The organism is Cytobacillus gottheilii (assembly GCF_018582665.1).
GTDB lineage: Bacteria > Bacillota > Bacilli > Bacillales > Cytobacillaceae > Cytobacillus > Cytobacillus gottheilii.
Map to the genome: position 1 here is coordinate 3,532,462 of NZ_CP071709.1, position 25,979 is coordinate 3,558,440.

At 39.1% G+C, this 25,979-nt stretch carries 27 protein-coding genes; 6 read left to right on the forward strand and 21 right to left on the reverse strand.

The genetic code is table 11. The features are described 5' to 3' along the window. Positions 1–16 precede the first annotated feature (16 nt). The 4 genes from srlE (J1899_RS17395) to J1899_RS17410 all read right to left on the reverse strand — a co-directional run bounded on the left by srlE (J1899_RS17395) (position 17) and on the right by J1899_RS17410 (position 3,423). Positions 17–1,042: a PTS glucitol/sorbitol transporter subunit IIB gene (gene srlE, locus J1899_RS17395; protein WP_214475490.1), complete on the reverse strand. Its 1,026-nt coding sequence runs from the start codon at positions 1,040–1,042 to the stop codon at positions 17–19. 30 nt (positions 1,043–1,072) lie between these two features. After that, positions 1,073–1,588: a PTS glucitol/sorbitol transporter subunit IIC gene (gene srlA / locus J1899_RS17400; protein ID WP_214475493.1), complete on the reverse strand. Its 516-nt coding sequence runs from the start codon at positions 1,586–1,588 to the stop codon at positions 1,073–1,075. Positions 1,589–1,679: 91 nt separating this feature from the next. After that, on the reverse strand, positions 1,680–2,114 hold the full coding sequence (locus tag J1899_RS17405; RefSeq protein WP_214475495.1) for a transcriptional regulator GutM: 435 nt from the start codon (positions 2,112–2,114) through the stop codon (positions 1,680–1,682). Positions 2,115–2,139: 25 nt separating this feature from the next. Further along, positions 2,140–3,423, reverse strand: a complete 1,284-nt coding sequence (locus J1899_RS17410) for an NAD(P)H-dependent oxidoreductase (RefSeq protein ID WP_214475497.1) — start codon at positions 3,421–3,423, stop codon at positions 2,140–2,142. 254 nt (positions 3,424–3,677) lie between these two features. On the opposite strand from J1899_RS17410, the gene J1899_RS17415 reads away from it, so the two are divergent. Then, entirely contained in the window at positions 3,678–4,151 is a 474-nt protein-coding gene (locus tag J1899_RS17415; protein WP_214475499.1) for an NUDIX domain-containing protein, read from the forward strand. A gap of 425 nt (positions 4,152–4,576) precedes the next feature. On the opposite strand, the gene lpdA is transcribed toward J1899_RS17415, so the two are convergent. From lpdA to J1899_RS17470, 11 genes are all read right to left on the reverse strand, one after another. Further along, the gene (gene lpdA, locus J1899_RS17420; protein ID WP_214475501.1) at positions 4,577–5,953 is read right to left on the reverse strand and encodes a dihydrolipoyl dehydrogenase; all 1,377 of its coding nucleotides are present in this window, start codon (positions 5,951–5,953) and stop codon (positions 4,577–4,579) included. Between the two features lie 15 nt (positions 5,954–5,968). Further along, entirely contained in the window at positions 5,969–7,288 is a 1,320-nt protein-coding gene (locus J1899_RS17425) for a dihydrolipoamide acetyltransferase family protein (protein ID WP_214475503.1), read from the reverse strand. Between the two features lie 14 nt (positions 7,289–7,302). Then, positions 7,303–8,289 carry an alpha-ketoacid dehydrogenase subunit beta gene (locus tag J1899_RS17430; protein WP_214475505.1) on the reverse strand — a complete coding sequence of 329 codons (987 nt, stop codon included), beginning with the start codon at positions 8,287–8,289 and terminating at the stop codon, positions 7,303–7,305. Positions 8,290–8,311: 22 nt separating this feature from the next. After that, on the reverse strand, positions 8,312–9,295 hold the full coding sequence (gene pdhA, locus J1899_RS17435) for a pyruvate dehydrogenase (acetyl-transferring) E1 component subunit alpha (RefSeq protein ID WP_214475507.1): 984 nt from the start codon (positions 9,293–9,295) through the stop codon (positions 8,312–8,314). Positions 9,296–9,465: 170 nt separating this feature from the next. Then, entirely contained in the window at positions 9,466–9,861 is a 396-nt protein-coding gene (locus J1899_RS17440; RefSeq protein ID WP_066442921.1) for a transcriptional regulator GutM, read from the reverse strand. Positions 9,862–9,880: 19 nt separating this feature from the next. Continuing rightward, complete coding sequence (locus tag J1899_RS17445; RefSeq protein ID WP_214475509.1) at positions 9,881–10,885, reverse strand: 2-hydroxyacid dehydrogenase; 1,005 nt, start codon at positions 10,883–10,885, stop codon at positions 9,881–9,883. Positions 10,886–10,918: 33 nt separating this feature from the next. Then, entirely contained in the window at positions 10,919–11,974 is a 1,056-nt protein-coding gene (locus J1899_RS17450; protein ID WP_066442919.1) for a zinc-dependent alcohol dehydrogenase, read from the reverse strand. A 68-nt stretch (positions 11,975–12,042) separates the two neighbouring features. Further along, the gene (gene srlE / locus J1899_RS17455) at positions 12,043–13,053 is read right to left on the reverse strand and encodes a PTS glucitol/sorbitol transporter subunit IIB (RefSeq protein ID WP_066442918.1); all 1,011 of its coding nucleotides are present in this window, start codon (positions 13,051–13,053) and stop codon (positions 12,043–12,045) included. A 23-nt stretch (positions 13,054–13,076) separates the two neighbouring features. After that, the gene (gene srlA / locus J1899_RS17460) at positions 13,077–13,616 is read right to left on the reverse strand and encodes a PTS glucitol/sorbitol transporter subunit IIC (RefSeq protein WP_066442917.1); all 540 of its coding nucleotides are present in this window, start codon (positions 13,614–13,616) and stop codon (positions 13,077–13,079) included. Between the two features lie 23 nt (positions 13,617–13,639). Beyond that, positions 13,640–13,999 carry a PTS glucitol/sorbitol transporter subunit IIA gene (locus J1899_RS17465; protein ID WP_066442916.1) on the reverse strand — a complete coding sequence of 120 codons (360 nt, stop codon included), beginning with the start codon at positions 13,997–13,999 and terminating at the stop codon, positions 13,640–13,642. An 86-nt stretch (positions 14,000–14,085) separates the two neighbouring features. Continuing rightward, entirely contained in the window at positions 14,086–15,366 is a 1,281-nt protein-coding gene (locus tag J1899_RS17470; protein WP_066442915.1) for an NAD(P)H-dependent oxidoreductase, read from the reverse strand. A 186-nt stretch (positions 15,367–15,552) separates the two neighbouring features. Here J1899_RS17470 and J1899_RS17475 point away from each other — a divergent pair, with 186 nt between their 5' ends. Beyond that, positions 15,553–16,500 (forward strand): sugar-binding transcriptional regulator, encoded by a 948-nt coding sequence (locus J1899_RS17475; protein WP_066442914.1) that lies wholly within the window; start codon positions 15,553–15,555, stop codon positions 16,498–16,500. 72 nt (positions 16,501–16,572) lie between these two features. Here the strand turns inward: J1899_RS17475 and J1899_RS17480 are convergent, their stop codons facing one another. The 3 genes from J1899_RS17480 to J1899_RS17490 all read right to left on the reverse strand — a co-directional run bounded on the left by J1899_RS17480 (position 16,573) and on the right by J1899_RS17490 (position 17,671). Further along, entirely contained in the window at positions 16,573–16,911 is a 339-nt protein-coding gene (locus J1899_RS17480; RefSeq protein ID WP_066442913.1) for a hypothetical protein, read from the reverse strand. A 300-nt stretch (positions 16,912–17,211) separates the two neighbouring features. Then, positions 17,212–17,394: a glycogen biosynthesis protein GlgD gene (locus J1899_RS17485; RefSeq protein ID WP_066442912.1), complete on the reverse strand. Its 183-nt coding sequence runs from the start codon at positions 17,392–17,394 to the stop codon at positions 17,212–17,214. A 13-nt stretch (positions 17,395–17,407) separates the two neighbouring features. After that, positions 17,408–17,671, reverse strand: a complete 264-nt coding sequence (locus J1899_RS17490) for a YtzC family protein (protein WP_066442911.1) — start codon at positions 17,669–17,671, stop codon at positions 17,408–17,410. Between the two features lie 357 nt (positions 17,672–18,028). Between J1899_RS17490 and mnmL the strand changes: the two genes are divergently transcribed. Both mnmL and mnmM read left to right on the forward strand, forming a co-directional pair. After that, on the forward strand, positions 18,029–18,994 hold the full coding sequence (mnmL, locus tag J1899_RS17495; protein ID WP_066442910.1) for a tRNA modification radical SAM protein MnmL/YtqA: 966 nt from the start codon (positions 18,029–18,031) through the stop codon (positions 18,992–18,994). After that, the gene (gene mnmM, locus J1899_RS17500) at positions 18,991–19,575 is read left to right on the forward strand and encodes a tRNA 5-(aminomethyl)-2-thiouridylate-methyltransferase MnmM (RefSeq protein WP_066442909.1); all 585 of its coding nucleotides are present in this window, start codon (positions 18,991–18,993) and stop codon (positions 19,573–19,575) included. The genes mnmL and mnmM overlap by 4 nt, the downstream gene beginning before the upstream one ends. 48 nt (positions 19,576–19,623) lie before the next feature. Here mnmM and J1899_RS17505 read toward each other — a convergent pair whose 3' ends face one another. Together J1899_RS17505 and J1899_RS17510 are read right to left on the reverse strand one after the other, a co-directional pair. After that, a complete protein-coding gene (locus J1899_RS17505) occupies positions 19,624–20,724 on the reverse strand; it encodes a tetraprenyl-beta-curcumene synthase family protein (RefSeq protein ID WP_066442908.1) in 1,101 nt (366 codons plus the stop codon). A gap of 23 nt (positions 20,725–20,747) precedes the next feature. Beyond that, complete coding sequence (locus J1899_RS17510) at positions 20,748–21,551, reverse strand: alpha/beta hydrolase (protein ID WP_066442907.1); 804 nt, start codon at positions 21,549–21,551, stop codon at positions 20,748–20,750. A gap of 162 nt (positions 21,552–21,713) precedes the next feature. Here J1899_RS17510 and J1899_RS17515 point away from each other — a divergent pair, with 162 nt between their 5' ends. Together J1899_RS17515 and J1899_RS17520 are read left to right on the forward strand one after the other, a co-directional pair. Next, positions 21,714–22,226, forward strand: a complete 513-nt coding sequence (locus J1899_RS17515) for a gamma carbonic anhydrase (protein ID WP_066442906.1) — start codon at positions 21,714–21,716, stop codon at positions 22,224–22,226. A 236-nt stretch (positions 22,227–22,462) separates the two neighbouring features. Beyond that, positions 22,463–23,329, forward strand: coding sequence for a C39 family peptidase (locus J1899_RS17520; protein WP_214475511.1), 867 nt, complete (start codon positions 22,463–22,465; stop codon positions 23,327–23,329). Positions 23,330–23,361: 32 nt separating this feature from the next. Here the strand turns inward: J1899_RS17520 and asnB are convergent, their stop codons facing one another. Beyond that, complete coding sequence (gene asnB, locus J1899_RS17525; protein ID WP_214475513.1) at positions 23,362–25,257, reverse strand: asparagine synthase (glutamine-hydrolyzing); 1,896 nt, start codon at positions 25,255–25,257, stop codon at positions 23,362–23,364. Between the last annotated feature and the right edge of the window lie 722 nt (positions 25,258–25,979).

A 25,979-nucleotide genomic window follows, 5' to 3' on the forward strand; every position in this document is an offset into this window, starting at 1 on the left:
TTTTAATTATACAAGTTTAATTATACATGCCAAAGCTAGCAAAGTAAGCGATAACAACAGCTAAAACACCAGTAATCAAGCGGCTGTATAATACAGCTGGAACACCATATTGTACAGTTTCAGGCTTAGCTTCACCAAGTGATAAACCTACCGGAACAAAGTCTGCACCTACTTGACCGTTAATGGCAAATAGTGCTGGAAGCGCAAAATGCGGTGGAATGTTTCCTAATGCAATCTGACTTCCGATTAATACCCCAATAACTTGAGCGATTACTGCACCAGGTCCAAGAACTGGTGATAATAATGGAATCGTACAGATAATAACGATCACGATTAATCCCCAAATGGAACTTGCCAGCGGTGACATTGTATTCGCAATGATATCGCCAATGCCAGTATAATTGATTATACCAATCAGCATGCTGACGAAGGCCATAAATGGGATAATATTCTTTAATAACATTTCGACTGAGTCTCGGCCTGCTTGATAAAACGTTCCTGTTACTTTACCAATTCCTTTAGAAAAACGCATTAAGAAATTTTCATCGCTTCCTTGCTGCTCTTGTTTGACCTTTTTGTATTCCTCTTGGAATTTTTCTTTATCAGATGTATCAAATCTGCCATTAGATTCTTCAGCATTCTCTTCAATTGCAGCAGCAGCAGAACCGGCACCATCTGCAATTGAAATCTCTTTTTCTGTTACACCAGAAACAAAGATATCTTCGGTAATATGCTTAGCAAGCGGGCCTGAAGGAGAAGATCCTAAAATATCTACTGTAGGAATTCTTTTCATTGGATATAACCCAATTCTGGCTGTACCGCCACAGTCAATGACCACACACATCATTTCGTCTTCTGGTACAGAGTTTTTAAAACCATCAATCGCTTCTGTATTTGCTAATTCTGCAATTCTTCTTGCGACAGGGTGAATACCTCCGCCAGTAATAGAAACCACTTTAACTTTTTTACCCTTTGGCTCTATTGTCAGCCCTTTTCCCCAACCGCCTGAACCTTTATCTACAAAGACAGCTTTATATGCCATCGTTCATCTCCCCTTCTTAGTAGAATACGCTTACATCCGATTTGCTAAGTATTTTGTAATTTGTTCAGTGATAACCCCTCTAAGGAACATAACTACTATACCTACCAAGAAAAATCGTACTGCTAATTCTGAAGTTGCATATCCAGCTTGTGTTAAGCCGTTAGCGATTCCTAGATAGACGAACAGCTCACCTGCGTTTGCATAAGGAAACAATGCTGTTACTGGGTGTAAAAACGAAACGAGCGAGTCATAAAAGGCAGGTTTTTGCTTTTCTTCTACAAAGCGTCCAAATGTATAAGCCATTGGATTAGTAAGAAGGAGTATAGATAAGATCGGCATTAATGTATATCTCAAAACCGTATATTTGGATGCAAACTTAATTACTCTTGTTACTCTTTCTTCCCCAATAAACTTAATCATTGCATAAGTAAAGGTTAATAATACGACAAGTGTAGGAACAATTCCCGTAAGCAGCCCCATAAACTGTTCTCCACCAGCATTAAACATTCCAATAAAGTGTTCTCCAAACCATTGAATCCATTCCATGGTCACACACTCCTTTGTTCGTATTTTCCTATTTTGAAAGAAGCAGCTTCCTCCGTCGGCTTTGCAAGGAAGCTGCTATCATTTTCAACATTTAGGCATTTGGCATAGCTTTTCGAGAGATGGATAACAATGCACTTTCTGCAGCTGTATTCAGAGCATCACTTATAGCAGGCATTTTTTGTTTCTTTTTTGACTTTTTCACTTGTTTGGCTGATTCATGAAGAGCATCGAGCATGGAGCCTACATGGAGACCTTTATACTTTTCAATTTCTTTAAAAGTGGAAAGTACAGTAATCCCTTTCATCACTTGGCATTCCATGACCATATAATTTTCATCAACAACAAGCATGGCAATTGAACCGGCACCAAGTTTTCTTCTTGATTGACCAGAGAACAGATAATACCCTTGTTTGCCTTTATACTTCTTAATCATTGTTTCCATTGATTTTTTGTAGCTTCTGACCTGGAAAAAAGTCAGAATATAGTTCATTACCAAGATGCCGCATGCTATAAGGATTAATTGCATTTGTTATCTCTCCTCCCGCAAAAAATTACTTAATAATAATTTCAGAAGCCTTTCCTCCTGAAAACAGATGATCCTGCAGAGATCTAAGTTTCCAAACTGTAGTAGTTGGATCTAGTTCGATATCATCTTCTGTTAAAAACTGTCCTTCTCTGATATCTTTCTTAGCCACAACTTTACCGCTGATTAAACCAATTGGAATGTGGCCGTTTGTTTTCATATCTTCATGTGTTTCTAAAACACCTCTTACAGAGTAGCCGCCAATTCCGTCCAGCGTTTCTCCCGCTTTAATATCTCGTTTAGCTACTGTAACTGTCTCTGAAATCGGTGCTCCCAGCGGATGAATGGATGTATCATGATTTAATACAGCTTTAGCGATCGTTACAGGTGTTTCAAGACTTGCCAGATGGTAAGGGCGATATAAAGTATAGTGTGAACCATGGTTTTCACTAACTTTTAATAAGTAGCGCAGCTCTTCATCTACTGGCTCTAATTCACTCTTCACAATAACAAAGACCCCTGGCGCAAGACCGTTAACATAATCAACAACACCTGTTTTCTCAAGAACTCCGCCATTTTCTTTTGTATTAAGGATGTCTGCAACGTTGTCTAAGTTGGCTTCAACTCCATGCATGCCTACTTTGTCTGGAATAAGACCGATCGCATTACTCAAAAGGTTCATTTCTGCCATTGTTTTTGTTCCATCCTGGAAAGCAGCCAGCATGTGAGCACTCATATTTTTTCGCTTTGCTTCTGCTGCACAAGTATCAGGATTTGCTGTTGGAATCAGCGGGTTATTTTTCCCTTTACCAGCAACAACAACTTCTAAGCCCATTGTCTTTGCAAATTCGTACAGTTCAACGATTGCTGCCGGCTCATCACCAGCTGAACCTGTATAAACGAGGCCAGCTGAAGTAAACAATTGATTCATAACCGACCCGATTGTTATATCTACTTCTACATTCAGAAGAACTAGATGTTTCTTAGATCTTAAAGCTTCTAAGGAAATATTAGCTCCAACTTCAGGTACTCCAGTTGCATCTACCACAACTTCTACATTCTGAGATTGAATGATTGCGCGGTAATCCGTTGAAACAATCGTATCAATTGCTCTTTTTTCCTGAGAACGATAAAAGTCTTTTGCTCTATTCGCATTTTCTAAGTTCACATCACAAATTCCGCCAACTACCATTCCGGGAATTCGGGAAATTTGAGAGATTAGACCAAAGCCCATTTGTCCGGCTCCAATAATTCCTACCTTAATTGGGTTTTGCTGTTTTTCTCTTACTAGAAGCTGTTGATATACTGACATGTTAATTCCTCCAATACGCTATTTTTGTCGCAACATTTTGTATATTGGTTGCGTTTACAATTTAATGCGATAAAATAATAGATATTAAACTTTGGATATAACAAATGATATTTTTTATAACCAATGTTAAAACCGTGTCATTTTCCACAGTGTGTAACATTTGTTATTTGTGATTTCATTATAGTCTGATAAATTTATAGTGTCAACGAAAATAAACTAAAAATTTTTTATATGACAAAGGAGATTTTTTTTAGATGGCAAGAGTTGATTACTATTATGATGGCCACGCGCCCGTTCCCAATAGCATTGTGCCAGCTGTTTCAGCCGTTATATTGTCGGAAGATGGAAACAAAATATTATTGCAGGAGCGGGTGGACAATGGAAAATGGTCTTTGCCTGGAGGTGGGGTGGATCCAGGTGAATCTGTTGAGGAAGCAGTTAAGAGGGAAGTGAGCGAAGAAACAGGAATTGATATCGAGGTTTTAAAAATGATCGGTGTTTATAGCGATCCAAATCACGTTATTTCTTATTCAGACGGAGAAGTACGGCAGCAGTTCTCTATTTGTTTTTTATGTAAGGCACTAACCAGCGAGTTAACTGTCAGTCATGAATCTAAAAGAGTATCTTATGTGTTACTTGATCAATTACATATGCTTAATATGCATGTTACACAGAAAATCAGGATTGAAGATGCTTTAAAAAATCAGGCGGAAGCTTTTATCAGATAGACTAAGAGGGGGAATTGGCTGGAGATTAACCATTGCAAATAAAAAAGAGGCTGGGACAAAACAAAATTAATATTTCTAAAACACGAATATTCAATATCTTGGTTTCGGTATTTAATCAAGACCGTTCCATTGCGCTGCGGACCCTCGCTTTCCGCGGGGAGCAAGCTGAGCCTCCTCGTCACTTCGTTCCTGCGGGGTCTCACCCTTTGCTCTGCAGCCCGCAGGAGTCGAGGGCCCTCCGCTCCATTTCACTCATGTAAATAAAATATATTTTATAATTATAAATAAAAAACCGAATGATTAGAAAGATGACCTTCCTTACCATTCGGTTCAATAGGTGTGTTAGTTACTTATGTCCCAGCCTCTTCGTAGTTGCCTAAAAGATTTAGGTCTCTGGCTCTTCCAATCTATTTAAATGTCTATTGTCATTTATTTAAAATCCTAACTGCTTCTTGTGCTGCTTCATTGAATGTTTCTGAAATGGTTGGGTGCGGGTGGATCATTTTTGCAGCTTCCTCAATGGTTCCTTCTAAATACATGAATGCAGAGGCCTCAGAGATCATTTCCGTTACATGTTCTCCTACCATAACGGTGCCTAGAATTTCACCATATTTCTTATCAACAATTATTTTTGTAAAACCTTCTGGTGCTCCGCTGCTCCATGCCTTCCCGCTTTTAACGAAATCATATTTTACAACCTCGAAATCCAAACCTTTTTTCTTCGCTTCTTCTTCATTTAATCCAACTGCGGCGATTTCTGGTTTCGTATAAACACAGCGCGGCATCACATGATTGTTCATCATTTCATTTCCGCCAAATGCATTATTAACCGCAACAATTCCTTCAGCACTAGCAGCATGGGCTAATTGATATCCTCCGATCACATCTCCAATTGCATATACATTTGGCATGCTCGTTTCCATTTTTTTATTCACTTTAATAAAAGGTCCGTCTGTATCCAGCCCAATCTCATTTACTGCAGACATGTTAGGTCTCCTGCCTGTGCAAACTAAGATATGAGAAGCATCAAATTGTATACTCTGTCCATTAGATTCACAATGTACTTTTTTATTGTTATTTATTTCTTCTACTTTTTTGACCAGAGTGTTTGTGCGTATATTTATATTCTTCTTTTCCAGCTCCCGCTTTAAATAAGATGCTGCCTCCTGATCTTCAGACGGCAGGATCATTTCCGCAGATTCAATGATTGTTACTTTCGTATCAAGGGAAGCAAATATGGTAGCCAGTTCGACACCAATGACGCCGCCACCAATAATGATTAAGGATTCTGGTATTTCTGTTAAGTCAAATATGGTGTCACTTGTTTCATAACTGACCTCTGATAAGCCTTCTATAGGAGGAACAGCTGGCATAGAACCTGTAGCAACGATGATCTTCTCCGCCTGAAGATTCTTTTCGTTCTCTGTCTCCTGCACCCTTACTGAACCATTAGGCTGGATGTAGCCATATCCTTGATAGACGTCAATTTTACCTTCCTTGAGCAGATATGAAATACCTCTACGCAGCCTCTGGATCACATCGTCTTTTCGTTTTTTTAATTTTGGAAAAGAAAACGTTAAGGACTCTGTTTCAATTCCCCATTCTTTTGCTTTTTTGATTTGTTCTATGACTTCGCTATGCTTTAAATAGGTTTTGGAAGGAATGCAGCCTCTATTTAAGCAAGTTCCTCCAACAAAATCAGCTTCAATTAAAGCTATTTTTTTCCCCGTCTCAGCGGCATGAAGAGCAGATACATATCCTCCCGGGCCCCCGCCGATAACAACAAGATCATATTTTATCATTGCCTCTTCACCCCTTTAAACGAGTAATTCATAAGGATTCTCTAAGATTTGCTTCAATTCTGTTAAAAAGGCAGCTGCCGGAGCACCGTCTATTGCTCTATGATCAAAAGACAAACTAACTGCCATCATGGATCTGACTTCTATGGACCCATTTACAACAACTGGTTTCTCCTGAATGCGGCCTACTCCTAAGATGGCTATTTCAGGTAAGTTTATGATTGGAGTAAATGCGTCGATTGCATACATTCCCAGATTGCTAATTGTAAAGGTAGCGCCTGTTAAGTTTTCAGATGTAAGCTGATTACTCCTGGCTAATTTCCCAAGCTGCTTCGATTGTTTAACGATTTCAGCAAGTCCTTTATGTGCTGCATCATGAATGACCGGAACAATCAGTCCGTCTTCGATCGCTACAGCTACTCCAATGTTTACCGAGCTGTGCTGAATAATTTCATCACCATCAATTGAAATATTGATTTGCGGATGACGGGTCATTGCACTTCCTACCGCCTTAACCAGGATATCTGTATAAGTGATCCGCAAATCCGTTTGCTTTTCAATGATTGGAAGCAGTGACTGGCGCAGCTCTTTTATATTTGTCATATCAATTTCAGATGTTAACGTGACATGCGGCACGCTCTGTACACTATGCAGCATCCGTTTAGAAATAACCTTTCTAATTCCGGACATTTTGCGGCGTGCACTTGTCATAGCAGTCTGTGATTCTGCCGATGATGGGATAATATCCTGCTTTGTAATTTTCCCATTACTTCCTGTGCCCTTTAAAGTGCTTATGTCAATCTCCTGCTCTTTAGCTATTTTTTGAGCAAGTGGAGTAATTTTCACTTTCTCTGCATCTGAATTCAGATAGTCCAGCAGATCCTGCTGCTGAACTCTGCCATTAGGACCGCTTCCTTGAATAATCGATAGATTCAGATCGTTTTCTTTTGCTATCCTTCTGGCCGCTGGAGTAGCCCGAACTTTTTCTTCAGGTGTTGAAGATTGTTCCGCTGCAGCAGGCTGGGATTGTTTGATCTCTTCATCACTTTCATCATGCTCTGATGCTGATTGCCCTGGTGAAGAGTCTGGCACCTGCTCATCCGCTTCACCAATGTAGCCAATGATTTGATTAACAGGAACTTCATCATCCTGCTTAAAATATTTTTTTAATAATATTCCCTCTTCATATGCCTCTACTTCTATCTCAATTTTATCTGTTAAAATCTCAAAAAGCGGTTCACCAATTTCAACTGAATCGCCTTCTTCTTTAAACCATTGAATGAGTGTGCCAACTGACATGGTGCTGCTCAATTTTGGCATGAAAATTTCTTTAGCCATCATGTACGCTCCTTTTATTTTCTCACAGTCTTTTTCACTGCAGCGATAATATCTGGTACTTGCGGGATAGCTGCCTTTTCCAGATTCGGGTTATAAGGAATTGGCACTTCCTTTCCGCCAAGACGGATAATAGGTGCGTCTAAATAATCAAAAGCTTCACTTTCTGCTATCACTCCGACAATTTCTCCGCCGATTCCGCCGCGCTTTACCGCTTCATGCACGACAATAAGTTTGCCGGTTTTTTTAACAGATTTAATGATCGTTTCCTTATCCAGAGGAACAATCGTACGAGGATCAATCACCTCTGCACTGATGCCGTCTTTTTCAAGTACTTCCGCTGCTTCCAATGCTTTATGAACCATGATAGCGGTTGCAACAATAGTGACATCTATTCCTTCTCTTTTAATATCTGCTTTTCCTAACTCAATTTTGTAAGATTCCTCTGGAACATTAGAGCTAGTTTTATAGAGTAATTTATGTTCATAAAAAATAACTGGATTATCATCATCCATCGCTGCCTTTAATAATCCTTTGGCATCATACGCAGTAGAAGGCTGGACCACCTTTAATCCTGGAATATGAGCCATCCATGCCTCTAAGCTCTGTGAATGCTGTGCCGCTGCACCTGTTCCCGAACCTGCAGGAGTCCTTAACACCATAGGCACTTTGCCTTTTCCGCCAAACATATATCGTGTTTTAGCTGCCTGATTGACAATCTGGTCCATTGCTATTGTAATAAAGTCTGAGAATTGCAGTTCCAGAATCGGTCTCATTCCTGTAAGGGCAGAACCGACAGCTGCTCCTGCAATGGCTGCTTCCGAAATCGGTGTATTTCTAACTCTTTCGGGACCGAATTCTTCAATCATCCCTCTTGTTACACCAAAGGCTCCACCATAAACACCAATGTCTTCTCCAAGTATAAAGACATCTTCATTTTCCCTCATTTCTTGACTCATCGCTTCTCGAACGGATTCTAAATACGTTATTTCTCTTGTGGTCATCTCTATTAACCTCCCAAAATGATTATGCAAATACATCTTCTTCTAATCGTTCAATAGACGGCTCAGGACTATTTGCAGCAAATTCTACAGCTTCCTCAATAGAAGTCTTTGCCTCTTCCTGCAGCTGCTGTGCTTCTTCTTCCGTTAGAACTTCTGCGTCAATTAAGGCATCCTTAAAGCGTTTGATGCCATCTTTGGCTCTCCACTCGTTTTCTTCTTCTCTCGTACGGTATTTTTTCGCATCACTCTTTGAATGACCTTTCCACCTATACGTCTTCATTTCAATTAATGTAGGTCCGTTGCCACCCCGTGCATGTTCAACAGCTTCATGAACAGTATTCATAATTTCAAACATATCTAATCCATCAACAATCTTGCCTGGTATTCCATAACCTTCACTGCGCGATGCAATATGCTCAATTTTCGTCATCTCTTTTACTGAACCTGACATGCCGTATTGGTTATTTTCACAAATAAAGATAACAGGGAGATTCCAGATTGCTGCTAAATTTAATGATTCATGAAAGCTGCCTTCATTCGTTGCTCCATCACCAAAGAAGCAGAGAACAACATAATTTTCATTTTTCATTTTTGAAGTTAAGGCCGCACCAACCGCTAATGGAATTCCTCCGCCAACAATTCCATTTGCACCCAAGTTCCCCTTCTCAACATCAGCTATATGCATGGATCCGCCTTTTCCTTTGCAGTAGCCTGTTTCTCTTCCAAATAACTCAGCCATCATTTTATTGATATCACCTTCTTTGGAGATGCAATGTCCATGTCCCCGGTGGGTACTTACAATCTTATCCTTTCCGCCTATCACTGCGATGGATCCGGCAGCAGAAGCCTCCTGACCTACACAAAGGTGGGTAGTTCCGTGGATCATTCCTTTTGCAAAAAACTGGTCAACCTTCTCATCAAAATAACGTATAGTCCACATTTCTTTATATAAATCTTTTAATTTTTTCTCAGTAATCATGCTGGGAATCTCTAAATTTTTAAGCATTTTATCTTCCTCCTTATCATTTGTTCATATCAGTTACATTTGTAATTATCATAGCACATATTTTACAAATGATCAATAATAGAACATTTGTAAAAAGCAAAAAAAATACCCTTAAATAAGAAGGACTATTCATGCTTCTTGTTAAGGGATTTTAGATAAAATTGAGATTTTTAAATTGCGCTTGCTGTATTCATATCAAGCTTTTTCTGCATTTCTTTTTTGATCATCTTAATAGCGTTGGTTGCTACTTCCTGGTATTTTTCTTTGCCGGACCAGTTTATTTGGTGGATGCTTTCCCCAACGAAACGATGGTCCTTTTTAAACATTGAGAAAATCGTAAGACCTGATAAAATTCTAAACTCAGAGATTTCCCCATCCTTATTTGCAACGATTATGCAAACCTGGCCGCCTTTAAATTTCCTTTGGTTCATTCCTACTCCAAGATAGCCTTCACTATATTCTTTTCCTAGCCTTCTAACTGTACCTTGGTAATATTTAATGTGGATCATACTGGTGATAAATTGCATGACTGCAATAAAAACGACGATGATTAATAACTCTTTCATATATAAGTTTCCTCCTTCTTTAGTTCTTTACTTCAGATAAAGCAGGAATAATTCTTCTTGCCAGGATATTTGGCGAATTAGCAAAGTTTCCAATGGTGGACCCAGCGATATGAGGAGTAATTGTAATATTATCTAACTCCAAGTATGGATGATCCTTTGGCAATGGTTCTATATCAAATACATCAACTGCTGCACCCGCTATTCTTTTTTCTTTTAGGGCAGAGATCAAATCTGTTTCGCTTATTAAGCCAGACCGTGCACTGTTAATCACTATTGCATTCTTTTTCATTTTCTCAAAGTGATTTTTATTCAGCATATGTTTTGTTTTCTCTGTCAGCCTATAATGCATCGTAATAATATCAGCAGTCTTGACAAGTGTGTCTAAGTCGACCTGAGAATCCTCTGTATCACCAGTAAAATAGTCATCAAAGAAGATAATATTCGCCCCAAAAGGTCGCAGAAGGTTTGCCACCCGCTGACCAATGGCTCCATAACCAATGATTCCAACCGTTGAGCCGCTAATTTCAGGTGAGAGGACTCCGGCAGAATAATTTTTTTCCCATATGCCATTCTTTAAATAATCGTGCCCTCTGGCAATGTTTCTAATCTCAGATAGAATTAATCCAACCGTAAATTCCGAGACACTTGTATTACTTCTGCCTGGTGTATTAAAAACATCAATTCCTTTACTTTCAGCATATTTGTAGTCCACATTCTCAATCCCTGCCCGAAGAATACCCAGAACCTTTATACTTTTGCACTTATCAAGAGTATCTCTTCCTATTGGTGCAAACTGCGTGATGATGATATCATAATCCTCAATACCTTCTAAAATATCATCCGGCAATGCCACCGCACTGCTGCCTTCCTGCTCGAGTTTAATATTATCCTTTTGCAGTGCTTCAAGATCCTTATGAAGCCACTCTTTTACCGTTAATTCAACTCCGAGATCTGTCAGCTCTTCCAGACCTTTGATCATCATCTCTTTGGTAATAAATAAATCCGCAATTGCTAAGCATTTCATTTTTACCCTCTCCCATTCTATTTCTTGTCAGTCCTACTCCTGAAGCATAACCGAGATTCTGAATTTTCCTTTTTGACTGGCCAGCTCAAATGCCTCTTGGATTTGTGATAAAGGAACTTTCTCTTCAATTAAATAGGAAACATCAATTCGTCTTTCGCTAAGCATTTTCCCGGCATTTATAAAATCTGTTAACTCAGAACCAAAAGTTCCGATTAATTCAAGGTTTTTATAATGAATAGCATTAGAGTCAATTTCTAAGCCTGGTGCCGGATAACCTGCGGCATAAAAAAGTATTCTTCCGTGTTGTGCTTTTACCATTTCAATAGCTTGCTGATTTGCTGAAGCCGTTCCGGCAGATACAATAACAGCATCCACTCCTCTTCCTTCAGTGAGTCTCTTTATTTCTTCAACAGCGTCACAGTTGCCTGCATCGATCATTTCAAAGCCCATACGGCGACCAATCTCAAGCTTTTTCTCTCCTCTGCTTGAAACAAAGACTTTTGCCCCCATTGCTTTGGCTGCAGCTGCATTTAATAGACCCATTGTTCCTCCGCCAATAACCGCAATGGTGTCATAACCTCCCCGAAGGCGAAGCTTATTTAATCCATGCAGTACAGATCCAAGCGGTTCCACAAACCCAGCCTCTGAAGGTGATAATGCTGAATCCATCTTTACAAAGCTTTTTTCGTTTCGTATAAAATAATCAGCAAAACCAAAAATGCCGTAATAGTCTTCTGAGTAATTTTTTCCAAAGATTTTCTTGTTCTGGCAAATTGTAATCATGCCAGCTACACAGTTTTCACACGTCCCGCAGTAATCATATAAAACGCTTACCCGATCTCCTGCCTTAAATTTCTTAACATCTTCACCAACCGAAACAACGATACCTGAGCATTCATGTCCTCCAGCCATCGGATATCCCTGATGCTCCCTTAAGCCTTGCCATTGCTGATAATCCGTTGTGCATATGTTACATGCTTCTTGCTTTACCAGCAGTTCATTTGGCAAAAGTTCTCTTAGTTCTCCTTCTTTAATCACTGCCTGCCCTTTTTCCATTAAAGCTCCGAATTTAAAGGTTGCTGGAATCATTTTTTCCTCCTTGAAATGATATAAAGTTAAAAAGAGGGAATTTTTGGTCTTCCCCCTTTGTTTTTCTTTTATAAGAAGAACGAAAAACCGTATGCAATGACGACCGCTAAAGGACCAGTAATAACACGCGAGAAAAGGATGGATGGAACTCCAACACTAATGGTTTCTGCCTTTGCTTCTCCAAGTGTTAAACCAACTGGCGCAAAGTCACAGCCAACTTGAGCATTGATCGCGAACAAAGCTGGTAATGCATATGCAGCTGGAATGTTACCGCTTGCAATTTCGTTCCCAATTAAAACACCGATAACAGCTCCAATAACTGCTCCAGGCGCTAACATAGGTGAGAGGAATGGCAGTCCGCCAATTAGACCTAATAACAATAACCCGCCAATGCTGCCCGCTAAAGGTGTTAAGACATCCGCAATGATATTGCCTATACCTGTATAGTTAATGATGCCGATCAAAGCTGCTACAAAGGCCATAAATGGAAGGATATTTTTTAAAACTGTATCAATCGTGTCTCTTCCCGATTGGTACATGATATTCATAAACTGTCCTGCACCGCGTCCAATAACATCGATCAGCTTCATAAATGGATTTTGCTTTGCTGCCGGCTCTGCCTGAACTTTGGAAGCAGTTGGTTTTGCTGCTGGCTCTTCCTCAATTTCTTCAGCAGAACTTGCTGCTACCTGTGATTCCCCTTCTTCTCCAGCTATTGAAACATCATTGACTGACACCCCAGATAGGAAAATATCTTCTGTCATAAATTTGGCCAGAGGTCCAGATGGACTCATCACTTTTACATTAATTGTAGGAACTCTAAGGCGCGGATAGGTTCCGCAGCGGGCTGTCCCTCCACAGTCAATTACCGCACACAGCGTTTCCTCTTTATCTACTGGATTTTTAAAAGAGTCAACCGCAATTGCTCCTGTTAAATCTGCTATTTTCTGTGCGACCGGGTGAATTCCCCCTCCGGTTACACTAATAACATATTTCTTTTCCTCATCTGGCTTCAGAATAAGTGAAGTTCCCCAACCATGCGTACCCCTTTTAACTTGAACTGTATTATATTTAGCCATTTCATCTCGCCCCCTTTGTTCGTTTATGCAGCGGCACCGCGTTTGGCTGCTTCTTGTCTTTTCATTTGGAACTCAGTAATTTTCTCTGTCACGATTCCCCTAACTAAGCAAACAATTAACCCAACTACCAGGTACCATAATGCCAGCTCACTTTGATTGCCGACTTGAGCAAATCCCTGTGCAATGCCAAGGAATATAAATAGTTCGGCCGCATTAGCATGTGGAAATAGCCCTGTAATTGGATGCACAAATGATACGGCAGAATCATAAAATGCCGGCTTTTGTTTTTCTGGCAAAAACTTGCCAAACGTATAACACATCGGGTTTGTTAAGAAAAATACGGAGAATAGTGGAATCAATGTATATCTGAAAATAGTAAACTTTGCAATCGCTCTCATAAATCCGAAAATTCGCTCTTCTCCTACGATTTTTATAAAAGCATTAACAACAGTGATCAGCACAATCAAGAGTGGAATAATTCCTGTAATAAAGCCCATAAATACTTCTGCACCTTCTTGGAACATTCCGATAAAGCCATCAGCTAAGTTTATAAAGAAATCCACTAGCGTTCCCTCCTATACAAGGATTATTTTTTAAAAATAATGCTGTCTTCCTCTTGAATTTCAGGATAGACTCCTGGAGAAACTAAGATCGCCCCAGGCAGCAATTCCATCGACTCATCATCATTAAAGTAAATAGATAAGTGGCCCAGTTCTTCAAAGTTCTTATTAGCTAGACTGCCAACCTTACTAATCTGATAAACTTGAGTTCCTACTTCCAGTACCCCCCCTTCCACAATAGCTCCATTTGGATTTTCATCAACCTCATGAATAACAGATATATCTTTCAATTCAGGAGGAGCTTCTGGTCCAAATAAGATTAATAGGTTTTCTTCCTTAAAATCCGGAACGATCTCACCAATTTGTTTTACAACTGTTCTAAGCATAATAAAGATTCATCCTTTCAAGCTTCTTCTTTAATATTATCCAAATATTATGAATATTATTGACAGTTTACTGGTTTGTATAAAAATCAGATTAATATCTTAGATATAGACTGGCTTGTTTCTGTATTGGCAAAAACCTCATCCTGAAGCTTGCGAAGCTTCCAGACTGTTGTATTTTCATCCAGCTCAATATCATCGGCCGTTAAGAACGTTCCTGCTTTAATATCTCTTTTAGCAACTGTATTTCCTGCAATTAACCCAATGGGAATGTGAGCATTCTGTTTCATTTCTGAATGAGTTTCCAACACTCCACGGATACAGTAACCGCCTATGCCATCTAATCTCTCTCCAGCTTTAATCTCTTTTTTAGAGACTGCTACTGTTTCTGAAACGGGAGCGCCAATTGGTGCAATTGCATATTCCTGATTTAAGACAGCCTTGGCAATGGTGATAGGCGTCTCCAAGCTTGCCAGGTGATAAGGACGATATAGGATATGATGATCACGATCTCCCTTTTTCATTAGATAATTCATTTCGTGTGCCACTGCCTCATTTTGGCCTTTCACAATGACAAACACTCCAGGAGCCAGACCATCAACATATTCCACAACACCATGCTGACTTAAAATGCCGCCATTGCTTTTTACATCCAGATCATTGATAACTGAATCTAAATCACCTGAAATACCATGCATGCCAACTACATCTGGGACAAAGCCAATTGCATTTGATAATAAATTCATCTCTGCCATTGTTTTCGTTCCATCCTGAAATGCTGCAAGCATATGTGCTGCCATTTTGTTTCTTTTTGCTTCTTCCCTTGTACTGTCCGGGTTTGCCGAGATTTTTAGTTTATTATTTTTCCCTTTTCCGGCCACTAAGACTTCCATGCCCATTGTTTTCGCGAATTCATATAGCTCAAAGGTTGCTGCAGGTTCATCTCCATCTGATCCTGTATAAATGAGACCTGCTGAATCATACAGCTTTTTCATTAATGGGCCAATTGTGATATCAACTTCAACATTTAATAACACAAGCTGTTTCTTAGCAAGAAGACATTCCAGTGATATTTTTGCACCAACCTCAGGAACACCTGTTGCATCTACAATTACTTCGATATCCTCTGACTGAATCACATCTTTAAAGTTTGAAGAAATGATTACCTCTTGTTTTTTATGAAGATTATAAGCATCCCTGGCTCTGGCGGCTGCCTCTACATTTATATCACTTATTCCAGTAACTTCCATTCCAGGGATTTGAGCAATTTGTGAGATCATCCCAAAACCCATTTGCCCTGCTCCAATGACACCAACTTTTATCGGATTTCCGTCTTTTTCTCTTACTAAAAGCTGTCTATATAGACTCATTTTTTTCTCCCTCCTGCCTTTCTGAACATTTGATCTAACACTGAACAAATTTCCTTTGATTAAAAAAATAACATTGTAAGCGCTTTAAGTCAAGAAGATACTTTTCATTTTTTTCGACAATTGCGATAATTTTTAGTAAAATTCTTTTTGTTCAGATACAGAAATAAATTTCAAAGGGTGAGTTGGTTGAATTGGGAAGAGCGCAAGGAAATTGTGAAAATCGCAATCTATTATTATTACCAAAACCTAACACAGGAACAAATAGCGAAGAAATTAAATGTTTCGCGGCCAGCAATATCCAGAAGTTTACAAAAGGCGAAAGATTATGGAATTATAAACTTCTACATAAAAGATGAAAGTTTTCAAATTGTTAATCTGCAGAGCTCTTTAGAAGAAAAATATGGTCTAAATAAAGTCATCATTGCTCCTGCCTATCACTTGAGCGAACACGAAGTATTCAATCTGGTCGTCAAAGAAGCAGTCCATTATCTAAAAAATGCCTTAAAATCGGTCAGTACCGTTGGGGTATCATGGGGAAATACACTGAGCACGCTTGTTAGAGAATTTCCATTTGAAGAAATCAAACATCTTACACTTTTGCCGCTAATCGGGGGAATTAGCAAGATGCATATTGAATTACATTCCAATCAAATATGCTATGACTTAATGAAGAAACTATATTGTAATAGTAATTTCTTAAATGCTCCAGCACTTGCAGAAAACACTTTAATTAAAAACGCCTTTTATGATAGCCCCCCTATTTTAGAAGTCCTGGAAGCGGGCAAAAATGTAGATATGGCGATTCTGGGGGTTGCAAGTCCCTACTCAAGTGATAACCTGATGAGAAAGATTGGGTATACAGGGAATCGCGATTTAAAAGAATTTGAAAGGTTAAATGTTGTTGGGGATATTAATTCACGTTTCTTTAACAGAGAGGGAAAAGAAGTGGATTGCAGAATTAATAACAATGTTATTGGAGTAAGCTTAGAAGATATTAAAAACATACCAAATATTGTACTGATCGCCAGCGGAGTGCAAAAAAGTGAAGCTGTTCTAACTGCGGTTAAAGCTGGTTATGCCCATACATTAATCATTGATGAAAAGATAGGCAATTATTTAATGGAAAAGAACTGAAGTGCCATTTTTGGAAGCGTTACCATGTTTATTGATAAATAAAAAGGCTGTTTTCAATTAAAAAACAGCCTTTCATTTATTGCCCTTAATCTTTTTATAAGCTTCCTTTGTTTCATGTAAATATTTGACAAGCCGATAAGGTTTTGTGAAAACTCTTCTAGGCAAGGCTTCAATCAATTTAATCCGATCGTCATTTTTATATTCTTCAGACATTCTAGAAGGCTTAGAAACAACTCTTTTATACACTTCTTTATATAATTCTCTCTTAAAGTCCAGGTCCATTTCATTGGTGCGCTTACATTTCTCGCATTGTACCCGATGCAGTTTTCCATTCAGATAACTTACATGATGAATGGTTTCATCCAAACATTTAGAGCAAAAAAGGTAAGTATCTATTTCTGTAAACTTCATACCTCGCCTCTCCTTTAGAAGTGCTTGTTTTACCCTATTTTACGAAAAAGTGTTTAAACTTAAAAGGAATTTTTATAAATATTTCTCAATCTATGTTATGTAAAACATCGTTAAATGTTTTATTAATATTCTAATTCCACAAACATATTTAAAGAAAACTTCTGACAGGCAACTGAAGAAAAGAGGTTTAGTTGACTTAACTAATAATTCCACTGCGTACATTGAGTATAGCTCTATGCTGTTCAATTGTCATTTCCGATTATATGAATAAACCCCGCAAATGCGGGGTTTTCTTTTCAGTTATCTTGACTGTTCTGGCTCCGGATGAAATTTTGATTTTACCGGCTGGCCGCCTGTTTTTTCATAGTTTTTCTTTGACTTCTTTATAATATCAAAATCCCGGCCCAGCTCCAAATCAGCATTATTGATTCCATTGCGCGTCTTTTGTTCCGGATTGTTTTGCTTTGAACGTTTTTTGACCATTTTTAGTCACCTCTTAATGGGGATTAATAATCATTTTATTTTGAAGCTGCTGCAGCTGGAGTCTCATACGGTGCAGCTGTTCCCGCTGCTGAGAATTTGCACTATGTGCCAGCTGGCTTAAATCATTATAGGCATTTTCAAGTGCTTCAAGGGCATTGGTATACCCGTCATCATTATAATGCTCCTGAAGACGTCCATCCTGAAGCTGATCGCCGGCGAAACGAATTGCATCTTCACATTGCTGTAAAAGCATATCAACAGATTCACGAGTTGCCATTCTGTTCTCCTCCTCAAGTCATTGCTCTGAAGCGTGTGCTTCATTCATTATTGTGTGCAATACGATGACTTCTTACTTACAGTTTCAAAAAGTATAAATTAGCAGTGACGAATTGCATACGAAGCGGGATATAGTATTGGGACAGCAGTCCTAATCACACCAAGCCGGTTTGCCAATCCTCAGATTTACTATTCGAAGTTGCTTCCAATTGCATTGGATAACCTGTTTACTTCATGATAAGATTATTCGTATGTTTATATTAAAAGCAGTTTGCTGCAGCGATTTCGGCATGGGAGAACTTGTAATTCCTCCTGTTTTCATTAATCGGACAGATCAGCAATAGGAGGTATTTTTCATATGAATGGAAATCCCTTTCCATATGCTACTGATGATAAAAGGTATCATACATGGAATTACCATTTACGTAATGAATTTGGACATAAAGTGTTTAAAATTGCCTTAGACGGAGGATTTGACTGCCCAAACCGTGATGGCACTGTGGCATTTGGAGGCTGTACTTTCTGCAGTGCTGCTGGCTCAGGGGATTTTGCCGGTAATCGGGCAGATGATCTCTCAAAGCAATTTCATGATATAAAAGCAAAGATGCATCATAAATGGAAAGACGGCAAATACCTTGCTTATTTCCAGGCATTTACGAATACTCATGCACCAGTTGCTGTGTTAAGAGATATGTACGAGCGGGTGCTGCAAGAAGAAGGGGTTGTCGGCCTTTCTATTGCTACACGGCCAGACTGCCTTCCTGACGATGTTGTTGAATATTTGGCAGAGCTGAATGAAAGAACGTATCTTTGGGTTGAGCTTGGACTGCAGACCGTCCATGAAAAAACAGCTGCCATTATTAATCGAGCCCACGACTATGCCTGTTATACAGAAGGCGTAGAAAAGCTAAGAAAACATGGCATTCGTGTATGTTCACATATCATTAATGGCCTGCCGCTGGAATCAGCTGAAATGATGATGCAAACAGCCCGAGAAGTTTCCAAACTGGATGTGCAAGGAATTAAAATTCACTTGCTTCATCTTTTAAAGGGTACTCCAATGGTAAAACAATATGAAAAAGGATTACTGCAATTTTTAGGCCAGGATGATTACGTAAGCTTAGTTTGTGATCAATTAGAAATTTTACCACCGGAAATGATTGTTCATCGCATTACAGGAGATGGACCGATCGATTTAATGATTGGCCCAATGTGGAGCGTAAACAAATGGTCGGTATTAAATGCAATTGATGCTGAATTAAAACGAAGAAATAGCTGGCAGGGAAAATACTTCGATACAGCTGGTCTGGAGGTAAAGGCATGAAGCTTGAAAGAGTGCTGCCATTTGCACGAACATTGCTGGAGCAAGCCATTTCCCCTGGAGATATTGCCATTGATGCAACATTAGGAAATGGTCACGATACCTTATTTCTCGCACGGTTAGTTGGTGATTCAGGCAGAGTATATGGATTTGATATCCAGGATGACGCTTTGCTCTCCACAAAGACACAGCTGATGCAGCATGAGTTAGCTGATCGTGTTACGCTTTTTCATAGCGGTCATGAAAACCTATCAAGCTGTATACCGCCCATCCATTACGGAAAGGTTACGGGAGCCGTTTTTAATCTCGGCTATTTGCCTGGAGGAGATAAGTCCATTGTTACTCGCCCGGATACCACGATCTCTGCCATTGAACAGCTGCTTGACATGCTGGCCCCGGAAGGAATCATTGTACTTGTTATTTACCATGGACATCCGGAAGGAGCCGTTGAACGCGATTATTTAATACGCTATGTCAAACAAATTGATCAAGCAAGAGCCAATGTATTACTGTATCAATTTTTAAATCAAAAGAACCATCCTCCATTTATTGTAGCCATTGAAAAGAAAAATGATTTAAGCTAAATCTTATAAAAAGGCAATCCGGTTACCGGATTGCCTTTTTGAATGGATCTATTCGTTCCGCACAGGTTTTAAATTTTGAAGAGGCAGCCACTTTTGCAAGGTGCGATAAATTCTCCCATTCCAATAAAAGAAATAGCTTACCATTCCGCCTGTTTTAATCATATTTTTTGCTACTCTTTTAATATTGATGTCCTTACGAACCTTATCGTCCGATAGATATACACCAAGCAGCCCTCTATTAATAAGATGATGAAACTTGCTATGCGGAAGCAGGCTTGTCTGCTTGTCCGCCTCTTGCACAAAATGTCTTAAACGATTAAAAAGCATTTGTTCATTTTCATAATAAAAACAAAAGTTTAAATCCCCACCTGCACGATCTTCCTCTTGATCAATGAGATAATCAAGCAGAATATGCAGTCCTTGAATATATGGAAAATACCCTTCTCTTATATGATCTGCATATTGGGGAAGAAAATCCTCTCTCAATGCATAAGATACCAGACAAAAGATCCCCAAGGTAGATCCTGAGCAAGCTGAAAACTCATACCATTCCATGTGTGGTATTTGTTCTTTATTCTGGCTGAACCACTTTTGAAGACGAGGAACCCTTTCGTCTGGTGTTACGTGCTTATGTATTTGCAGATCACAATAATATCTGCATAATTCAAGTAAATACTTCTCGATATTGTCATAATTCTTTAGTTTGCCCAGCGCATCTCTGCAAGAGGCAACAAGAGCTTCTAAATACCCCCCATCATTTTGATCATCCCGAAAGCGATAATATTGATTTCCAGGAGCAGAATCTAATGTCAAGGCATCCTCCATCGCATCGTGTAAGGCAGAAAAATCAGCAGGATCAAGTGAAGTGCTGCGGTCGCATAAGTTATCCAGATAATCACTGATGGTCTGATAGGCTACAATAAATTGAATGGCATCTTTATAATTTTCCGCTGCAATTAATGCCATTATTGATCCGCCTTCACAATGAAATGTTTTGCTTTCTATACTGGCCAAAGCCTGCGTGCGCAGTTCATGATTCGGAATGGCTTCCGCACGTATTTTCCATTTCTTAAGCTCAGCATGAACTTCAGGAAATATTTTTCTGTATACATTTGCCATTAAGCTAATGGGCATGGAAGGTACACTCATGATTCTCCCCCTTTCTAAAAAAATTAAATAATATAACCAATCGCTTTCAGCTGACTTTCCACAAAATCTTTTGCGTATTCAAATACTTCTTCTCTTCCTTCTTCATTAAAAATCTCATGATAATAGTTTGGCCATTCTTTAAAACGCTGTTCAGATAAAGGAGCCTTATTAAACCAATCTCTTACAAGCGTTTTATTCACGATTAGGTCGTCCCCTCCCTGCATAAGGAGAAGGGGAACATTCTGGGTTTTTTCAATTTTTTCAAAGGCAGTTTTCATCGCTGAAACCAGTTCTCTATACCACCGTACAGAAACCTTTTGTATATATAAAGAATCATTTTGATCTGCTTCTCTGACATCGGGATTGCTTGTTGCCATTTCAACTGTAATGCCTGAGCTAATCCTCATTCTAGGAATTACCTTGTTTAAAATAACTGAAGCAAATTGAATCATTTTCGGTGTTTGACGAACCAGCCCTAAGCATGGAGAAGATAAAATAACTCCTGCTAAATCAGTTTTTTGCTCTTGGAGCAGCCGGATAGCAATAAGACCGCCCATACTATGGCCTAAAAGAAAAACAGGCAAATCAAATTGATATGCTGCATCAACCCACTGTTCTGCTTCTTTTATATATTCATCAAAGGAGTCAATATGCCCTCTTCCTGATCTTGTCGTTAACCCTTGCCCAGGCAGATCTCCCATGATGACATGAAAACCAGACATGCGCCATTTTTCTATCAGCCAGCCATAACGGCCATGATGTTCCATCGCACCATGAATCATGACAATTACAGCTTTTGCATCTCCTTCGGCTTCCCATTTCCACATCTGCAATTCCTCCCCGGACTACTTCTTTCTTTCCTATTATAGCTTAGAAGCTTACTTACTTCACGATTAAACCTATCTCGATAGTTTAAGCCTTCATGCAGTCTCATTTCAATCATTGTGATAAAATATGGGCAAGACATTAAATGAAAGGCAGGTCTAAATATGATCTATCCTTATCAGGAAAAATATCCAAAAATCCATGAGTCAGTCTATTTAGCGGATAATACAATTATTACAGGCGACGTGATCATAGACGAATTTTCCAGTGTGTGGTTTAATTCAGTTATTCGCGGTGATGTCTCCCCTACTATTATCGGAAAACGGGTGAATATCCAAGACAATTCTGTATTGCATCAAAGCCCAGGCAGTCCTTTAATTATTGAAGATGAAGCTACAATTGGACACAGTGTTATCCTCCATAGCTGTAAAATCCGAAAAAAGGCGTTAATTGGGATGGGATCGATTATATTAGATGATGCTGAAATTGGCGAAGGTGCATTTATAGGAGCAGGCAGCCTTGTACCTCAAGGAAAAATAATCCCGCCGAACACACTAGCTTTTGGAAGACCAGCAAAAGTCATCCGTGAACTAAACGAAGATGACCTTAAAGATATGGAGCGTATCACTAGAGAATATGCAGAAAAGGGACAATACTATAAATCACTGAAGAAATAACTGTGCTATCCAGCGGGCTATTTTATGCTAAACACGTAAATTGAGAAATAAACCTTGAAGGCATATGCTGTCAAGGTTTATTACATCTAATAAAAGAAACTTTATCATATAGTTACCCCAAAATTTTCAAATATATCCCTAATTACTTCTGTGATTGTGTTCACATTTATTGAAAGAAACCGATATTAAATAAAAGAGCTCTAAAAAGGATTGTTCTACAAAGGCGGTGATGCGGAATGGGTTTATTGATAGGAGCTTTGCTTATTTTGATCATAATGAGCATTCTTGTCCTATTAGCAAGAAGGTCCCGTTCACGTTTATATAAACCATCTCTATTTATTTTACTTCTAATCGCTGCAACGGTTATTTCCTCTCTTGCAGGAAAGCAAAAGATTGTATTAGCGATGGAAAATTTCAGAAATTGGCTGGATGGACCTGTACAGTCTTCTGCATCATTGGAGACTGAGGAGGAAGAACCTTTAATCATAAAATTGAAAGAGAAGATTTTAATTGATGTGGCAGCACTCAATCAGTTTCCACAGCTTCCCCGCGGCTGCGAGGTCACTAGTCTCGCCATGCTGCTTACACATGCCGGGGTGAAAGCAGACAAGCTTACACTGGCAAAAGAAGTAACAAAGACGGATGTTCCTTATATAAATAAGAATGGACAAATTTCATTTGGACATCCAAATGATGGATTTGTCGGTGATATGTACTCATATGACAATCCTGGATTTGGGGTATATCATAAGCCAATCAAAAAATTAGCGGAACAGTATTTACCTGGAAGAATTATGGATTTAACCAGTTCCGACTTTACGGAATTAAAAATCCATTTATCCGATCATCGCCCTGTATGGGTGATCACGAATACAACGTATCAAAAGCTCCCTAAAAACATGTTTGAAACTTGGCAGACACCGAGCGGAAAAATTGATATTACTTATAAAGAGCACTCTGTTCTTTTAACAGGCTACGATCAATCATATGTCTATTTTAATGACCCGCTAACAGGTGAAAAAAATAAAAAAGCACCGCTTGATTCGTTTGCAGAAGCATGGGTTCAAATGGGCAGCCAAGCAATCACCTATCTATCTGAATAACGAAAAGCCTGGGCATATGCCCAGGCTTTTTCTTAGTGCTGCATCTGTTTAGCTTTTAGTGCTTCTTCTTCAAACGAATACTTCTTTTCAATATAGACTGCATGCCAAACCATAAACATAAGCACTGTCCATATTTTACGGCTGTAATCTGCTTTATTTTGGCAATGATCTTCAAGAAGCCTTAAAACATAATCCTTGTGAATTAAATGATCTGTTTGGCTTTCACGAATGATGTTTTTCGCCCATTCATTCATTTCATTTTTTAGCCAGTGACGAATTGGAACTGGGAATCCAAGCTTCTTCCTGTTCAAGACGTGATCAGGCACAACACCTTCAGCAGCTTTACGAAGAATATATTTAGTCGTGCCATTCGTCGTTTTTAAGCTTGTCGGAATAGTTGAAGCCACTTTAAACACTTCTTTATCAAGGAAAGGCACGCGAAGTTCAAGAGAATGTGCCATTGTCATTTTATCTGCTTTAAGAAGAATATCTCCGCGCATCCAAGTATGAATATCGATATACTGCATCGTATCAACCGGGTCATATCCGCGGCTTTCCGCATAAAGCGGCTTCGTGATGTCTGTATATTTCAAACCATCGTTATACACATGCAGGAGATTCTTCTTTTCCTGTTCTGTAAACATCTTGGCATTCCCGATATAGCGCTCTTCCATTGGTGTTACTCCGCGTTCAATAAAGCTTTTACCTTTCATGCCCTCTGGCATCATCTTCGCTAATAAACGCAAAAACGATTTCCCGACCGCAGGAATTTTGTTGAACATTTCTAGTGATTGAGGCTCTCGGTAAATATTATATCCGCCAAATAATTCGTCTGCACCTTCACCTGAGAGGACAACTGTAACGTGTTTCCGTGCTTCACGCGACACAAAATAAAGCGGTACACAAGCTGGATCTGCAAGCGGATCATCCATATGCCACATAATCTTTGGCACTTCATTCATATACTCTTCCGGCGTAATAATATAACTGATATTCTCAACACCAAGCTTTTCAGCCGTTTCCTGTGCCACATCTACCTCACTAAAGCCGTTGTGCTCAAAACCAACTGAGAACGTTTTAATGGATGGATGATATTCTTTAGCAATGGACGCAATGATAGAAGAATCGATACCGCCCGATAAGAAGGAACCAACCGGCACATCACTTCTCATATGCATTTTAACTGAATCGAACATTACATCTTTAATTTCTTTAATGAAATCTGTTTCTGATTTTTGAACAGGATGGAAGGATGCTTTCCAATAACGCTTAATCTCCATCTTTTCGCCCATTTTTTTCGTAAAATAATGGCCAGGTTCAAGCTTATGAATACCATCTGTCATCGTAAACGGTTCAGGCACAAATTGATAAGTTAAATAATGCTGAAGCGATTCATAGTTAATAACATCATTTTGCTGAGCCAGCATAATACTCTTCTTTTCAGATGCAAAGAATGTTTTCTCCCCATCATCAAAATAGAAGAACGGCTTGATGCCAAAAGGATCACGCGCGCCATATAAACGTTCATCCTGCTTATCCCAAATAACAAATGAAAACATGCCGCGAAGCTTTTCAACGGCCTTTTCCTTATAATAACTGAACAGCGCAATGATCACTTCCGTGTCAGAATGTGTTTCAAATGTCAGTCCCTCTTGAATTAACTCTTCACGGAGTTCTACATAGTTATAGATCTCTCCATTAAAAATAATCCAGTAGCGTTCATTTTCATATGTTAGGGGCTGATGGCCGCTTTCAATATCAATAATACTCAGTCTGCGGAAACCGAACTGAACATAATCATCGTAATAATAGCCAGAATCATCTGGACCTCTATGTGTAATCACATTGTTCATTTTTGTAAATTGTTCTTTAGCTTCTTCACGGAATTGCTGTGCCTGATTATGCACGCAACCTATAAAACCACACATGTATGTAGCACCCACTTATCTTTTCAGTCTTTAAACTTTCAACACAAATACCTTCTAATACTACCACTAATTAGCTGAAAATGGCACTATCTAATGTATTAAATTCGTGTTACTTTCATTGGAAATGGAAGGAAACAGGAAGTTGTATCATTCTTAGCTTTGACGATTTACAGTAAGGATAACCATCTGCGGTTACACCTATATACATTTGACGTAAAAAGATGTGAATTTGTTTCATTATTTATGGTTTGTGGCTGCGATGACTTAATTTAGGATTTGGTCGAGTGTTAAAATGTGAAATTCACTGGTAGAGGCCTTTTGGCACGACTGCATTTTTCTTTTTTTGGATTATAGAGGGGGGTTTCTTCCTTATGCGCGACTCTATTTTCCTTTTTCTGGATTATAGAGGGGGGTTTCTGTCTTTTGCGCGACTCTATTTCCCTTTTTCTGGATTATAGTGGGGTGTTTCTTCCTTTTGCGCGACTCTATTTTCCTGTTTCTGGATTATAGAGGGGTGTTTCTCCCTTTTGCGCAACTCTTTTTTTCCTTTTTCTGGATTATAGAGGGGTGTTTCTTCCTTTTGCGCGACTCTATTTTCCTGTTTCTGGATTTCAGAGGGGTGTTTCTGTCTTTTACGCGACACTGTTTTCCTTTTTCTGGATTATGGAGGGGTGTTTCTTCCTTTTACGCGACACCGTTTTCCTTTTTCTGGATTATAGAGG